This is a genomic window from Kitasatospora sp. NPDC042419 (genome assembly GCF_056437345.1).
On record NZ_JBWKAW010000004.1, the window covers coordinates 330214 to 344936 of the forward strand.

Annotated in this window: 11 protein-coding genes; 5 read left to right on the forward strand and 6 right to left on the reverse strand. The window is 73.2% G+C overall.

Annotated elements, in window-relative coordinates:
- Positions 1-47: 47 nt before the first annotated feature.
- The 5 genes from AC067J_RS11320 to AC067J_RS11340 form a co-directional block, all read right to left on the reverse strand.
- On the reverse strand, positions 48-1265 hold the full coding sequence (locus AC067J_RS11320) for an XdhC family protein (RefSeq protein ID WP_478297880.1): 1218 nt from the start codon (positions 1263-1265) through the stop codon (positions 48-50).
- 207 nt (positions 1266-1472) lie between these two features.
- Positions 1473-2963 carry an NCS2 family permease gene (locus AC067J_RS11325; RefSeq protein WP_478297882.1) on the reverse strand — a complete coding sequence of 497 codons (1491 nt, stop codon included), beginning with the start codon at positions 2961-2963 and terminating at the stop codon, positions 1473-1475.
- A 304-nt stretch (positions 2964-3267) separates the two neighbouring features.
- Positions 3268-5676 (reverse strand): xanthine dehydrogenase subunit D, encoded by a 2409-nt coding sequence (gene pucD / locus AC067J_RS11330; protein WP_478297884.1) that lies wholly within the window; start codon positions 5674-5676, stop codon positions 3268-3270.
- Entirely contained in the window at positions 5673-6161 is a 489-nt protein-coding gene (locus AC067J_RS11335; RefSeq protein ID WP_478297886.1) for a (2Fe-2S)-binding protein, read from the reverse strand. Before AC067J_RS11335 ends, pucD begins: the two co-directional genes overlap by 4 nt.
- Positions 6158-7045, reverse strand: a complete 888-nt coding sequence (locus tag AC067J_RS11340) for an FAD binding domain-containing protein (RefSeq protein ID WP_478297887.1) — start codon at positions 7043-7045, stop codon at positions 6158-6160. The genes AC067J_RS11335 and AC067J_RS11340 overlap by 4 nt, the downstream gene beginning before the upstream one ends.
- A 424-nt stretch (positions 7046-7469) precedes the next feature.
- Between AC067J_RS11340 and AC067J_RS11345 the strand changes: the two genes are divergently transcribed.
- Positions 7470-9062: a PucR family transcriptional regulator gene (locus tag AC067J_RS11345; RefSeq protein WP_478297889.1), complete on the forward strand. Its 1593-nt coding sequence runs from the start codon at positions 7470-7472 to the stop codon at positions 9060-9062.
- Between the two features lie 91 nt (positions 9063-9153).
- Here the strand turns inward: AC067J_RS11345 and AC067J_RS11350 are convergent, their stop codons facing one another.
- Positions 9154-10335, reverse strand: coding sequence for an alpha/beta hydrolase (locus AC067J_RS11350; protein WP_478297891.1), 1182 nt, complete (start codon positions 10333-10335; stop codon positions 9154-9156).
- A gap of 310 nt (positions 10336-10645) precedes the next feature.
- On the opposite strand from AC067J_RS11350, the gene AC067J_RS11355 reads away from it, so the two are divergent.
- Genes AC067J_RS11355 through AC067J_RS11370 form a run of 4 tightly spaced genes read left to right on the forward strand, consistent with a single transcriptional unit; the run spans position 10646 to position 14701 of the window.
- Positions 10646-11662: a substrate-binding domain-containing protein gene (locus tag AC067J_RS11355; protein WP_478297892.1), complete on the forward strand. Its 1017-nt coding sequence runs from the start codon at positions 10646-10648 to the stop codon at positions 11660-11662.
- A complete protein-coding gene (locus AC067J_RS11360; protein ID WP_478297894.1) occupies positions 11659-12690 on the forward strand; it encodes an ABC transporter permease in 1032 nt (343 codons plus the stop codon). The genes AC067J_RS11355 and AC067J_RS11360 overlap by 4 nt, the downstream gene beginning before the upstream one ends.
- The gene (locus AC067J_RS11365; RefSeq protein WP_478297896.1) at positions 12687-13598 is read left to right on the forward strand and encodes an ATP-binding cassette domain-containing protein; all 912 of its coding nucleotides are present in this window, start codon (positions 12687-12689) and stop codon (positions 13596-13598) included. The genes AC067J_RS11360 and AC067J_RS11365 overlap by 4 nt, the downstream gene beginning before the upstream one ends.
- Positions 13595-14701, forward strand: a complete 1107-nt coding sequence (locus tag AC067J_RS11370; protein ID WP_478297898.1) for an ROK family glucokinase — start codon at positions 13595-13597, stop codon at positions 14699-14701. The genes AC067J_RS11365 and AC067J_RS11370 overlap by 4 nt, the downstream gene beginning before the upstream one ends.
- The last annotated feature ends 22 nt before the right edge of the window (positions 14702-14723 follow it).

Below are 14723 nucleotides of genomic sequence, written 5' to 3' on the forward strand. Positions count from 1 at the left end.
GTCCGGCCCGGTCCCGCCCGGTCCCGCCCGGTCCCGCCCGGGGCCGGTCAGGCCGCGTGCGGCTTCCGCACCCGCTCCGGCGCCGTCGGCTCCGCTGCGCCGGCCGCGTCCGCCGGGCCCTCCGCGAGCGCCAGGTCGTGGTGGATCGGCCCGTCCCCGGCGCTGAGCGGCAGGCAGCTGCCGCCCCGCCGGTGGGCGACGATCTCGGCGGCCACCGACACGGCGGTCTCCTCGGGGGTGCGGGCGCCGAGGTCCAGGCCGATGGGGGAGCGCAGCCGGCCGATCTCGGTGTCGGTGAGGCCGCTCTCGCGCAGCCGGGCCTCCCGGTCGTGGTGGGTGCGGCGGGAGCCCATCGCGCCGACGTAGCCGACCGGGAGCCGGAGCGCGCGTTCCAGCAGCGGGATGTCGAACTTGGCGTCGTGGGTGAGCACGCAGAGCACGGTGCGGCCGTCGATCCGGTCGAGCTGGGAGTCGAGGTAGCGGTGCGGCCAGTCGACGACGACCTGGTCGGCGTCGGGGAAGCGCCGCCGGGTGGCGAAGACGGGGCGGGCGTCGCAGACGGTGACGTGGTAGCCGAGGAACTTGCCGATCCGGACGACCGCGGCCGCGAAGTCGATCGCGCCGAAGACCAGCATCCGCGGCGCGGGCACGTAGGACTCGACGAAGAAGGTCACGGTGCCGCGCTCCTGTTCGTCGCAGGGGCGTCCGTCGAGGCCGAGCACCAGCTGTCCGGTGCGTCCGGCGTCGAGCATGGCCCGGGCCTCGGCGACGAGGGCCCGTTCGAGGGCGGCCACGGTGGTGGGGGCGGGGGAGAGGGAGCCGTGGTGGGTGCCGGCGGTGACGGCGATCGTGGCGCCGATCAGGGCGGTGGGGCCGGTGATGGCCCGGGCGAGGGCGACCGGGGTGCCGGCGGCGACGGCGGCGAGGCCGGTGTCGAGCGCCGGGTCGGCGCCGGGGAGGACCGGCTGGACGAAGACGTCGATGATGCCGCCGCAGGTCAGGCCGACGGCGAAGGCGTCCTCGTCGCTGTAGCCGAACCGCTCCAGCACGGGCCGGCCGGATTCCAGGGCGGCCTGGCAGAGCTCGTAGACGGCGCCCTCGACGCACCCGCCGGAGACGCTGCCGATCGCCTCGCCGTGGGCGTCGACGGCGAGCGCGGCGCCCGGGTCGCGCGGCGCGCTGCCGGAGACCCCGACCACCGTGGCCACGGCGAAGGCGCGGCCGGACGCGTGCCAGGCCTTCAGCTGCTCGGCGATGTCCTGCATGGCGGGAGCTCCTTGTCGCTTTCGAGGGTAGCCGCAGAGGGGTCGGCGGGCGCGGACGGAGGACCGGCCGACGGGACGGCCGACCTGCCCGCCGACGTGCCCGCCGACGGGACTGCCGACGGGCGGGAACGCCGGCCGACGGGACGGGCGGGCCGCCGTACGGGAGAACGATCCCGTACGGCGGCGGTACCGCTTCGGACGGGTCGGTCAGTGCACGCCCAGCCAGGACTTGACCGGGGTGAGCGCGAAGTAGACGAGGAAGACGGCGGTCAGGATCCACATCAGCGCACCGGGCTCGCGCCACCTGCCCTGGCCGGCCTTGATCACCGTGTAGGAGATGACCCCGGCGGCGACCCCGGCGGTGATGCTGTAGGTGAACGGCATCAGGACGCAGGTGAGGAAGGCGGGGATGGCCACCTCGCGGTCGGACCAGTCGATGTGCCGGGCCTGGCTCATCATCATCGAGCCGATGACGACGAGGGCGGCGGAGGCGACCTCGACCGGGACGATGCCGGCCAGCGGCGAGAAGAACAGCATCAGGGCGAAGAGTCCGCCGGTGACGGTGGAGGCGAGGCCGGTGCGGGCGCCGTCGCCGACGCCGGTGGCGGACTCGACGAAGACGGTCTGGCCGGAGGCGCCGGCGAGGCCGCCGACCGCGCCGCCGGCGCCGTCGACGAACAGCGCCTTGGAGAGGCCGGGCATCCGGCCGCGCTTGTCGGCGAGGCCGGCTTCGGTGCCGACGCCGATGATGGTGGCCATCGCGTCGAAGAACCCGGCGAGGACGAGGGTGAAGACGGCGACCGAGGCGCTGATCGCGCCCATGCCCTTGCCGCCGAAGGCGCCGAACAGGTCGACGTCGCCGAAGAGGCTGAAGTCGGGGGCGGAGACGGGCGATCCGGGCCAGACGGGTACGGAGTTGCGCCAGGCCTGGGCGGGGACGCCGGCGGCCTTGTTGACGATCACGGCGAGGACGGTGCCCCCGGCGATGCCGATCAGGATGGCGCCGCGCACGTTGCGGGCCATCAGGACGAAGATGGCGAGCAGGGTGACGCAGAAGACCAGCACCGGCCAGCCGGCGAGTTCGCCGGTCGGGCCGAGTGAGAGCGGGGTGGGTCCGCCGGTGTGCATGAACCCGGCCTTGTAGAGGCCGATGACGGTGACGAAGAGCCCGATGCCGATGGTGATGGCGTGCTTGAGCGCCAGCGGTATGCCGTTCATGATCTTCTCGCGCAGGCCGGACACCACCAGCAGCACGATCAGCAGGCCGTAGATGACGCACAGGCCCATCGCCTGCGGCCAGGTGGTGTGCGGGACGACCAGTGCCGAGACGGCGCCGGAGACGGAGAGGCCGGCGGCGAGGGCGAGCGGCACGTTGCCGACCAGGCCCATCAGGACGGTGGTGACCGCTGCCGCGAGGGCGGTGGCGGTGGTGAGCGCGGCGTGGTCCAGCTTGGCACCGGTGACGTCGGCGCCGCTCAGGATGAGCGGGTTGAGCAGGATGATGTAGGCCATCGCCATGAAGGTGGTGAGGCCGCCGCGCAGTTCGTTGGCGAGGGTCGATCCCCGGGCGGAGATCTTGAAATAGGCGTCCAGCGTGTTCCTGGGCGGGGCCGCCGGGGTCGACGTGGGGGTGTCGTCCGCGGTGGGTTCGGCGGGTCTGTCTTCAGTGGTGCCGGGCTCCGTGGGGATCCTGGTCATGTCCACTCCCAAGTGTCAAAGGGGGTTGGGGTGGGCGAGCCGACCTGACAGCCAGTCAATGGAGTTGTGGCACAGGGGGACGTTTCGACTCACGGGTGCACGGGTGGTCCGGGCCGCCGCAGAGCCCCGGCGTGGGAGGCGGCGGTCCGTGGTGCTGGGACGTGCTGGCACGTGCGGGGGGCACGGGTGGTGCGCGAACGCGCCGGTGGTACAGGACGTACTGGTGGTACGGGACGTACGGGTGGTGCGCCCCGGGGCGGCGGGGAAGACGGTCGCCGCCCCGGGGAGGTCCGTGGGCCCGCGGCTACAGCGCCCCGGGCCGTTCGGTGGTGAGGTGCTCGGGCCGGACCGGGATCCGCCTCAGCGCCAGGCCGGTGGCGTTGCGGATGGCGGCCACGATGGACGGCGTCGCCGAGACGGTCGGCGCCTCGCCCACCCCGCGCAGCCCGTACGGCGCGTTGGGGTCGGGGAGTTCGAGGATCTCGACCGGGATCGGCGGGGTGTCCAGGATGGTCGGGATCAGGTAGTCGGTGAAGGACGCGTTGCGCACCTTCCCGTCCCTGACGATGATCTCCTCCATCACGGCCAGCCCGAGCGCCTGCGTGCAGCCGCCCTGGATCTGGCCGACCACGGAGAGCGGGTTGAGCGCCTTTCCGACGTCCTGGACGGCGGTCAGCTCGACCACCTTGACCAGGCCCAGTTCGACGTCCACGTCGACCACCGCGCGGTTGGCGCAGAAGGTGTACTGGACGTGGCCGAAGCCCTGCCCGGTCTCCTTGTCGAACGGCACGGTCGGGCGGTGGTGGTGCTCCCTGGTGAGGTCGATCGCGTCGTCGCCGAGCAGGTCGACCATGGAAACCAGCGGGCCGGCCGACGCCGACACCACCTTGCCGCCGGCCAGCGTGATGTCCTTCTGGGTCCAGCCGTAGCGGCTCCGGCCCTTCTCGATCAGCGCGTGCCGGACGGCCTCGGCCGCGAGCTTGACGGCGCCGCCGGTCATGTAGGTCTGCCGGGACGCCGAGGTGGAACCGGCCGAGCCGATCCCGGTGTCGGCCGGGTGGATGGTGACCTGCTCGACGCCGAGCTCGGTGCGGGCGATCTGCGCGTGCACGGTGACGCCGCCCTGGCCGACCTCGGCCATCGCGGTGTGCACGAGGGCGACCGGCTCGCCGCCGATGACCTCCAGCCGGACCCGGGCGGTGGAGTAGTCGTCGAAGCCCTCGGAGAAGCCGACGTTCTTGATGCCGACGGAGTAGCCGACGCCGCGCACGATACCCTCGCCGTGCGAGGTGTTGGAGAGCGCGCCGGGCAGCTGCCGGACGTCCAGGTCCTCCAGGTCGAGCGGCGGCGGAAGCGGCATGTCCTTGACCCGCTGGAGCAGGTCGGCGACCGGGGCGGGCGCGTCGATCTCCTGGCCGGTGGGCATCAGGTCACCCTGCTTCACCGCGTTGAGCTGCCGCAACTCGACCGGGTCCATGCCGAGTTCGGCGGCGAGCCGGTCCATCTGGGTCTCGTAGCCGAAGGCCGCCTGGACGGCGCCGAAGCCGCGCATCGCCCCGCAGGACGGGTTGTTGCTGTACAGCGCGACGGCGTGCATCCGCACGTTCGGGATCACGTACGGGCCGTGCCCGAGCGAGGCCGCGTTGCCGACCACGGCGGGCGACGCCGAGGCGTACGCGCCGCCGTCCAGCACGATCCGGGCGTCGGCGTAGACCAGCTTGCCGTCCCGGGTGGCGCCGTGCTCGTAGAACATCCTCGCCGGGTGGCGGTGGACGTGGCCGAAGAAGGACTCGTCCCGGGCGTAGACGATCTTGACCGGCTTGTCGGTGCGCTGGGCCAGCAGGCAGGCGTGGATCTGCATCGAGAGGTCCTCGCGGCCGCCGAAGGCGCCGCCGACGCCGGCCAGGGTGAGCCGGACCTTCTCCTCCGGCAGGCCGAGCACCGGCGCGATCTGCTGGCGGTCCACGTGCAGCCACTGGGTGGCGATGTAGAGGTCGATGCCGCCGTCCTCGGCGGGCACGGCCAGCCCGGACTCCGGGCCCAGGAAGGCCTGGTCCTGCATGCCGACCTCGTACGTGCCGGAGACGACCACGTCGGCCAGCGCCCGCACCTCGTCGGTCACCCCCAGGCCGGACACCAGCCGCTGCTCGTGGCAGATGTTGCCGTGGGCGTGCGACTTGTACTCGTGCGGCTCGTGCACGTAGCCGTGCGTCTCCGGGTCGAGGCACTGCTCCTCGGTGACGATCGGGGTGAGCACCTCGTACTCGACCCTGATCTTCTTCACCGCGCGCCGGGCGGTCTCCGGGTGGTCGGCCGCGACCAGTGCGATCGCCTCGCCGTGGTAGCGGATCTTGTCGATCGCCAGGGCCGGCTGGTCGGCGATCTCCAGGCCGTAGTACTTGGCCCCGGGGATGTCCTCGTGGGTGAGGACGGCGTAGACGCCCGGCACGGTGAGCGCCTCGGAGACGTCCACGCCCAGGATGTTCGCCCGGGGGTGCGGCGAGCGCAGCGCCATGCCCCAGAGCATGTCCTCGTGCCACAGGTCGGAGGAGTACGCGAACTCGCCGCGCACCTTCAGCGTGCCGTCGGGGCGCAGCGGCGAGCCGCCGATGCCGTCCTTGCTGGCCTGCCGGATGTCCTGGAGGTTCTTCTGCCCCTGGATGGTCCGCGCGGCGGCCCGCGCGTCCGTCCGGGCGTTCGACTTGGTGCTCATTCCGCGACCGCCTTGCCCGCGCACTTGCGGGCGGACGCCAGCCGCACCGCGTCCATGATCTTCTCGTAGCCGGTGCAGCGGCACAGGTTGCCCGAGAGCGCCTCCCGGATGTCGGAGTCGGACGGCTGGGAGTCCTGCTCCAGCAGCGCGTCGGTCTGCACCAGCAGGCCCGGCGTGCAGAAGCCGCACTGGACGGCGCCGGCGTCCACGAACGCCTGCTGGACCAGGCCCAGCTCGCCGTCCTCGCCGCCGAGCCCCTCGACGGTGCGCACCTCGCGGTCCTGCACCTGGCCGGCCGCGACCAGGCAGGAGCAGACCGGCACCCCGTCCAGGTAGACCGTGCAGGAGCCGCACTCGCCCTGCTCGCAGGCGTTCTTGGAGCCGGGCAGGCCGACCCGCTCGCGCAGCACGTAGAGCAGGCTCTCGCCCTCCCAGACGTCGTCGGCCTCGACCGGCTTGCCGTTGGCGGTGAAAGTGACCCTCATGCCGCACTCCTGATCTGCTTGCGGTAGTCGTTCCAGGTCCAGGTGAGGGTGCGCCGCGCCATCACGGCGAGCGCGTGCCGCCGGTAGTCGGCGGTGCCCCGGACGTCGTCGATCGGGGAGGCGGCGGCCTTGACCAGCTCGCCGAAGCGCTGGACGACCTCGGCGCCCAGCAGCTCGCCGGTCTCCCAGAGGCCGCGCTCGGCGAGCACGCCCCGCAGGTACTCCTCGGCCTCGACGGCGCGGCGCGGCGTGGGGGCGGCCGAGCCGATGCCGGTGCCGACGGTGCCGTTCTTCGGGTGCAGCGCGAAGCCGAACGCGCAGACCGCGATCACCATCGCGTTGCGGGTGCCGATCTTCGAGAACTGCTGCGGGCCGTCCGCGACCGGGATCCGCACCGCGCGGATCAGCTCGTCGGCCTCCAGGCAGTTGCGCTTCACCCCCACGTAGAAGTCGTCGATCGGGATCAGCCGGGTGCCGCGCACGGAGGCGGCCTCGACGAACACGTCGTGGCCGGCGGCCAGCAGCGCCGGGTGGGAGTCGCCGGCGGGGGAGGCCGCGCCGAGGTTGCCGCCGACACCGCCGCGGTTGCGGATCTGCGGCGAGCCGACGGTGCGGGCGGCCAGGGCGAGGCCCGGCAGCGGGCCGGACAGCTCGTCGATGATCCGGCTGTAGGGGACGGCGGCGCCGAGCCGGACGACCTCGCCGTCGTCGGTCCACTCGGTGAGCTCGGTGACGCGGTTCAGGTCGAGAATCGCGGGCGGCCGGTGCACGTCGAAGTTCATCTCGACCATGACGTCCGTGCCGCCCGAGATGGGCAGCGCGGCCGGGTACTCGGCCTTCGCCGCGAGTGCCTCGTCCCAGGTGGCGGGCCGAAGGAACTCCATGCGGGTGTCTCCTCAAGTCGTTGCCGGCCGGACGGGTGGGCACAGTGCCCGGGCCGTGTGTTCGGGCCCTGCTCGCCGCGTCGTCTCCTTCGCGTCGGGCCCCGGTCACCGGGGTGTGTCCGGCGGCGTGTGGCCAGTGAACCGCTGTGACGGGGCCCACTGGCAGTCACCGATGGCATGAAGCCCCGGCTGTGGTCCCGCCCGGCATCCTGTACGTTCCTCTAAGGAGAACGACGCCGCAGCCCAGCCGTTCGCGGGGTGCTACCTATGACCGTAATCCGGCCGTGATTCCCGAGCTACGGCCCCGTGATCCGGGCACCCGTTGGGACGTAACACCGAGCACGCGTGTTCGGGCACACTGTCACCCCGGACCGGCCCGACCGGTTCCGTTCACCCCCACCCCCAGCCCGTTAGGAGCCCGCGGATGCGTGTCCGTGACCTGCTCGCCCCCGGCGCCCCGCGCCTGCGCCTGCTCGCGGCCGAGGACGAGCTGGACCGGCAGGTCAGCGGCGTGATGACGACCGACCTGCACGATCCGGGCCGGTACCTGCACGGCGGCGAGCTGGTCCTCACCGGCATGCTCTGGCGCACCGCGCCGGCCGACTCCGAGCGGTTCGTGCGGACCATCGTGGCGGGCGGGGCGGTCGCCCTGGCGGCCGGCGAGGCCGAGGTCGGCCCGGTCCCCGAGGACCTGGTGGAGGCCTGCCGCCGGCACCGGATGCCGCTGCTGGCCGTGCCCGACGACATCGCCTTCGGCACGGTCACCGAGTTCGTCGGCCGCCAGGTGTCCGCCGACCGTGCCGCCGACCTGGCGGCCCTGGTCGACCGGCACCGGCTGCTGGTCTCCGCGGCGGGCGGCGGCGGCCTCGACGCCGTCCTCGACCTGCTCGGCGGCGACCTCGACCTCGACTGCTGGGTGCTCACCCCGACGGGTGCGGTGATCGCCGGTCCCGTCGACCGGCTGCCCGCCGAGGACCGCGACCAGCTGGTCCGCGCCCACCTCGCCGCCCAGCGCCAGCGCCGCCGCCCGCCGCACCGGGCGCGGCTGGCCGTCGGCCCGTACTCGCTGCTGCCCGCGCCCGCCGCCCCCGACGCGCAGGCGCCGCTCGCCGACTGGGTGCTGGCGGTGGCCGGCGACGTCACCGAGTGGACCGGCAAGCGCCAGCAGCTCGCCGAGAACCTGGCCCGGCTGGTCGCCGCCGAGCGGCACCGCCGCGACGAGGGCCGCCGGCTGCGCCGGCGCCTCGCCGACGAGGTGCTGACCCTGCTCCAGCGGGACGCCGACCCGGCGGAGATCAGCCGCACCCTGTACGCGTCCTCGGCGATGGCCGCCCGCTACGAGAGCCCCGAGCCCAGGACGCAGGCACCGGACGGTTCCTGGCTGGTGCTGAGCGCCGAGGGCACCGGTCTGCCCGAGGGGGCGGTGCGGGCGATCCTGGAGGAAGCTCTCAACGCCGCCACCGACCGCGCGCTGGTCGCCGGGGCGGGCACCGGCGCCGTGGTGGTGATGCCCGCGCTGGACAGCGCCGTCCCCGCCGAGACCCTGCGCGAGCTGCTCGCCCCGCTGGACGCCGGGCTCGGCTCGGAGGGCCGGATCACCCTCGGCGTCTCCGCCCCGGCCCCCGAGGCGGGCGGCCTGCGCGGTGCGCTGGAGGAGGCCCGGCACGCCCGCCGGATCGCTGCCTCCCGGGTCGGCCGGGTCTGCGTGGCCGGTCCGGAGGAACTGGCCTCCCACGTGCTGCTGCTGGCGGCCGTCCCGGACGAGGTGCGCCGGGCCTTCCGCAGCCGGCTGCTGGACACGGTGATCGCCTACGACATCGAGCACCAGGCCGACCTGGTCCGCACCCTGGAGGCGTTCCTGCGGTCGGACGGCTCGTGGACGCGGTGCGCCGCGCAGCTGCACGTCCACGTCAACACGCTGCGCTACCGGATCGGCCGGATCGAGGAGTTGACGGGCCGTGACCTGTCCCGGCTGGAGGACCGGGTGGACTTCTACCTGGCGCTCGAACTGGCCTGACCCGGGCGCGACCCGAGCAGGTGCCGCCCTGACGGCGGAGGCCCCCGGAGCGTGTGCTCCGGGGGCCTCCGCCGTCAGGACCGCCGCGCCCCTACTGGGCCGGCTGCACCGGGATGACGCCGGTCAGCCACTCGAAGACGCCCGGCACCATGTCCTTCCAGACGTCGCTGGAGTGCGGGCCGGTGGTCTCGACCACCTGGACGGTGGTCGGCGCCTTGGCCGCCGCCGCGATGGCCTGGCCGTCCTCGTAGCCGTCGCCCTTGTTGCCGGAGATGTACAGCGCCACCTTCGGCGGCTGGGCGGCGTGCTTGACGATGGTGACCGGGTTGTTGGCCTCGCGCAGCGCCGCGTCCTTGCCGACCAGCGAGTCCTTCTCGGTCGCCGGGTCGTTGTAGCCGGAGAGGCTGACGCCGGCCCGGTAGCGGTTCGGGTGGGCCAGCGAGAGCTTGGAGGCGCAGTGCGCGCCGGCCGAGTAGCCGGCGATCGCCCAGCGGTCGGCGGACGGGTCGGCCCGGAAGTTGTCCAGGATCATCTGCGGGACGTCCCGGGTCAGCCAGGTGTCGGCGTTGACCTTGCCCGGCACGTCGGTGCAGCCGGCGTCGGTGCGGTTGCCCAGCAGCAGGGTGCGCGGCGAGACGAGGATGAACGGAGCCACCTTGCCCTGCTGCATCAGCGGCTTGAGCTGCTCGGAGACCTTGAGCGTGCCGTACCAGGTGGAGGAGGAGCCCGGGTAGCCGGGGATCAGCTCGACGACCGGGAACTTCTTGTCCTTGTACGCCGGGTCGTTGTACTGCGGCGGCAGCCAGACCAGCACCTCGCCGTCGACGCCGGACAGCTGGCCCTTGAGGTCGGTCTTCTGGACGTCGCCCGGCACCTTCGGGTCGTCGACGCCGCGGAAGGCCTGCTGGACCTTGTTGGCCGGGGGCTTGGCGTCGCCCGCCGGTGCACCGGTCGGTCCGGCGGTCGGCGCCACCCCGGGGGCGGCCGTCGCGCCGGGGGCCGGGTCGGCCGGCGGGACGGCGGGCACCGCGCGGACGTGGTTGCCGGTGCCGAGCAGGTCGTCCCAGCTGCCGTAGATCAGGTTGGCGTTGTTGACCATGACGAAGACCATGATCACGGCCGTGACCTGGCAGAACACGAGCATGGCGAGCCTCGACAGGATGCGCACCGGCTGCGGCCCTCGGACCTTGCCCCAGAGCACCATCGCGACCGCGATGGAGATCGGCACGAGGATGACCGTGCAGACGAAGAATGGCGTACCTGTCAGTTGCATGAAGTTCTCGTATCCGGGTTCGAAACCGTCCGGGCCCCACTCGCCCGGAACGCCGCCTCAATGGCATCAGACGGCCTGAAACGGGGATCGGTTGCCGTCCGAATCTGTGCGAAACCTGAGAGGAACATCACGTTTACGTGCTGCTCCCTTTTCGGGTCCGCCCTAGTCTGCCACCCTGGCAGGCTCTGCTCGGACGCCGCTTCCAGCGGGCTCCCAGGAATCCCCCGCAGGGCACGATACCGCCCGGACGGATCCGGCCGCCGGGCGAGGCGGTGCGAAGCCGCGTCCGCCGGGCAGCGAGACTATGGGCATGAGCACAACCCGCACTGGTCCCATCCGCCGGCTCTGGCCCGCCTGCGCCGTCCTGGCCCTCGTGGTCGCCGTAGCCGGCTGCAGCAGCACCGGAGGCAGACGCGCCGAGCAGGCGCGCGCCAAGGCCTCGGCCGCCGGCGGCGCCGTCACCACCCCCCGCTGGAAGGTGGCGATGGTGACCCACGCGGGCGCCGGCGACGCCTTCTGGGACACCGTGCGCAAGGGCGCCGAGCAGGCCGCCGCCAAGGACAACATCACCTTCCTGTACTCCAACGACGCGCAGACCCAGAACCAGGTCCAGCTCGTCCAGGCCGCCATCGACCAGAAGGTCGACGGCCTGCTCGTCACCCTCGCCAAGGGCGAGGCGATGGCCGACGTGCTCGGCAAGGCCAAGGCCGCCGGCATCCCGGTGATCACCATCAACTCGGGCCAGGAGTACTCCGCCCGCTTCGGCGCGCTCACCCACATCGGCCAGGACGAGTCGACCGCCGGCCAGGCGGCCGGCACCGAACTGTCCGCCCGGGGCCGCAAGAACGTCCTCTGCGTGATCCACGAGCAGGGCAACGTCGGGCAGGAGCAGCGCTGCTCCGGCGCCCAGGCCACGTCCGGCGGGTCCTTCCAGGTGCTCTACGTCGACGGCGTCAACATGCCGGACGCCCGTGCGGCGGTCTCCGCCAAGCTCCAGTCCGACCAGGCCATCGACACCGTGCTGACCCTCTCCGGCCCGATGGCCGCCACCGGCCTGCAGGCCGTCCAGGACGCCCGCCGCCCGGTCGAGCTCGACACCTTCGACCTGGGCACCCAGGTGGTGTCCGGCCTCAAGTCCGGCGCCGTCGGCTTCGCCGTCGACCAGCAGCCCTACCTCCAGGGCTACGAGGGCGTCGACCTGCTCTGGCTCTACCGCTCCAACCTCGACATGCTCGGCGGGGGCAAGCCGGTCGCCACCGGCCCGCAGATCCTCACCCGGAAGGACGCCGACGCGCTCGTCGAGTACGTCGCGAGGGGGACGCGTTGAGCACCCCCGACCTCCTGGCCCAGGACCGGCCGGCGGCGCTGCGCCGGCTCGCCGCCCGGCCCGAACTGGGCGCGCTGATCGCCGCCGCCGCGGTCTTCCTGGTCTTCGCCGCCACCGCCGAACCCTTCCTGCGGGTCTCCTCGATGGGCACCGTGCTGTACGCGGCCTCCACCATCGGGATCATGGCGGTGCCGATCTCGCTGCTGATGATCGGCGGCGAGTTCGACCTCTCGGCCGGCGTGCTGGTGACCACCGCCGCGCTCACCTCGTCGATGGTGTCCTACCAGCTCACCGCGGTGACCTGGGTGGGCGTGCTGGTCTCGCTGGGCGTCACGCTCTGCGTCGGCCTCTTCAACGGGTGGATGCTGGCCCGCACCAAGCTGCCGAGCTTCATCGTCACCCTCGGCACCTTCCTGATGCTCACCGGCGCCAACCTCGGTGTCACCAAGCTGGTCTCCGGGACCGTCTCCACCAAGCCGATCTCCGACATGGAGGGCTTCGCCTCCTGCCGCTGGCTGTTCGCCTCCGAGGTGACCGTCGGCGGGCTGACGATCAAGGCCACCGTCTGGTGGTGGCTCGGCCTGCTGCTCGTCGGCAGCTGGGTGCTGCTGCGCACCCGCTTCGGCAACTGGGTCTTCGCGGTCGGCGGTGACGCGGCCGCGGCCCGCGCGGTCGGTGTCCCGGTCGCCCGCACGAAGACGGTGCTCTACCTGTTCGTCGGCTTCGGCGCCTGGGTCCTCGGCCAGCACCTGCTCTTCTCCTTCGACACCGTGCAGTCCGGCGAGGGCGTCGGCAACGAGCTGATCTACATCGTCGCGGCCGTCATCGGCGGCTGCCTGATCACCGGCGGCTACGGCTCGGTGGCCGGCTCCGCGCTCGGGGCGCTGATCTTCGGCATGGCCAGCAAGGGCATCATCTACGCCCAGTGGAACCCGGACTGGTTCAAGTTCTTCCTCGGTGCGATGCTGCTGCTCGCCGCCCTGCTGAACTCCTGGGTGAAGCGCCGGGCCGAACGGGGGCCGCGATGAACGCGCCGGACACGACGGCCGCGCCCGGGGCGGGCACCGAACTGCTCGCCCTCGAAGGCGTCGGCAAGACCTACGGCACCGTCCGCGCGCTGGAGGACGTCTCGCTGACCCTGCGCTCCGGTGAGATCAGCTGCGTGCTCGGCGACAACGGAGCCGGCAAGTCCACCCTGATCAAGATCATCGCCGGGCTGCACCGGCACGACGAGGGCACCTTCACGGTGGGCGGCGAGGAGGTCCGCTTCGACTCCCCGCGCCAGGCCCTCGACCGCGGCATCGCCACCGTCTACCAGGACCTCGCCGTGGTGCCGCTGATGCCGGTCTGGCGGAACTTCTTCCTCGGCTCCGAGCAGGGGTACAAGCGCTGGGGCGGCCTGCGCCTGGACGCCGACGGCATGCGCGCCACCACCCGGCGGGCGCTCGCCGACATGGGCATCGACCTGCCCGACGTCGACCGCCCGATCGGCACCCTCTCCGGCGGTCAGCGGCAGTGCGTCGCGATCGCCCGCGCCGTGCACTTCGGCGCCCGGGTGCTGATCCTGGACGAGCCGACCGCCGCGCTCGGCGTCAAGCAGTCCGGCGTGGTGCTCAAGTACGTCACCGCCGCCCGGGACGCCGGCCTCGGCGTGGTGCTGATCACCCACAACCCGCACCACGCCTACCTGGTCGGCGACCACTTCACCCTGCTCAAGCGGGGCCGGATGGCCGGCAGCCACCCCAGGGCCGAGATCGGCCTCGAACAGCTCACCACCGAGATGGCGGGCGGCTCCGACCTCGCCGAGCTCTCCCACGAGCTCGGCCGGTCCGGCCCCGGCCCCGGCCCCGGTCCGAGGCCGGGGTCCGGCCCCGGTTCCGGCCCCCGTCCCATCGACCCCGAACCCGACCACCGTGAGGAGCGCCCGCAGCCGTGACCAGCCCCCAAGCCACCACCCGGCCGCCGGTCCTGCCGACCCTGCTCGGCCTCGGCCCCCGCGCCGAGCGCCGCCGACGGGCGCTGCCCGCCGGCCTGCTGCGGCTGCCGACCATCGGCGTCGACATCGGGGGCACCAAGGTCGTCGCCGGCGTGGTGGACGGCGAGGGCAAGGTGCTGGAGAAGCTGCGCACCGACACGCCGGACAAGTCCAAGAGCCCCAAGGTGGTCGAGGACGTCATCGTCGAGCTGGTGCTCGAACTCTCCGACCGGCACGACGTCCACGCGGTCGGCATCGGCGCGGCCGGCTGGGTGGACGCCGACCGCGCCACCGTGCTCTTCGCCCCGCACCTGAACTGGCGCAACGAGCCCCTCCAGCAGGCGCTCAGCGAGCGGCTGCGGTTCCCGGTGATCGTCGAGAACGACGCCAACGCGGCCGCCTGGGCCGAGTGGCGGTTCGGTGCCGGCCGGGGTGAGGACCACATGGTGATGCTCACCCTGGGCACCGGCATCGGCGGTGCCGTCGTCCGCGACGGCTTCGTGGACCGGGGCAAGTACGGGCTGGCGGGCGAGTTCGGGCACATGCAGGTGGTTCCCGGCGGCCACCGGTGCCCGTGCGGCAACCGCGGCTGCTGGGAGCAGTACTCCTCCGGCAACGCGCTGGTCCGCGACGCCCGCGAGCTGGTGGTCGAGGAGTCCCCGGTGGTCCAGCCGCTGCTGGCCCGGGCCGGCGGGACGATCGAGGGCATCACCGGGCCGCTCGTCACCGAGGCCGCCCGGGCCGGCGACCCGACCGCCACCGAACTGCTCTACGAGGTCGGCACCTGGCTCGGCGTCGGCATCGCCAACCTGGCCGCCGCCCTCGACCCGGGCCGCTTCGTCGTCGGCGGCGGCGTCTCCGAGGCCGGCGACCTCCTCCTCGGCCCCGCCCGGGACGCCTTCCGCCGCACCCTCACCGGCCGGGGCTTCCGCCCCGAGGCGGCCGTCGTGCACGCCGCCCTCGGCAACGAGGCCGGCCTGGTCGGCGCCGCCGACCTCGCCCGCCAGGTCGCCCGCCGCTTCCGCACCATCAAGCGCCGCCGGGTGGAGCGCACCGTCCCGTAGGTCGGAGGCAGGAGCCGGCCCC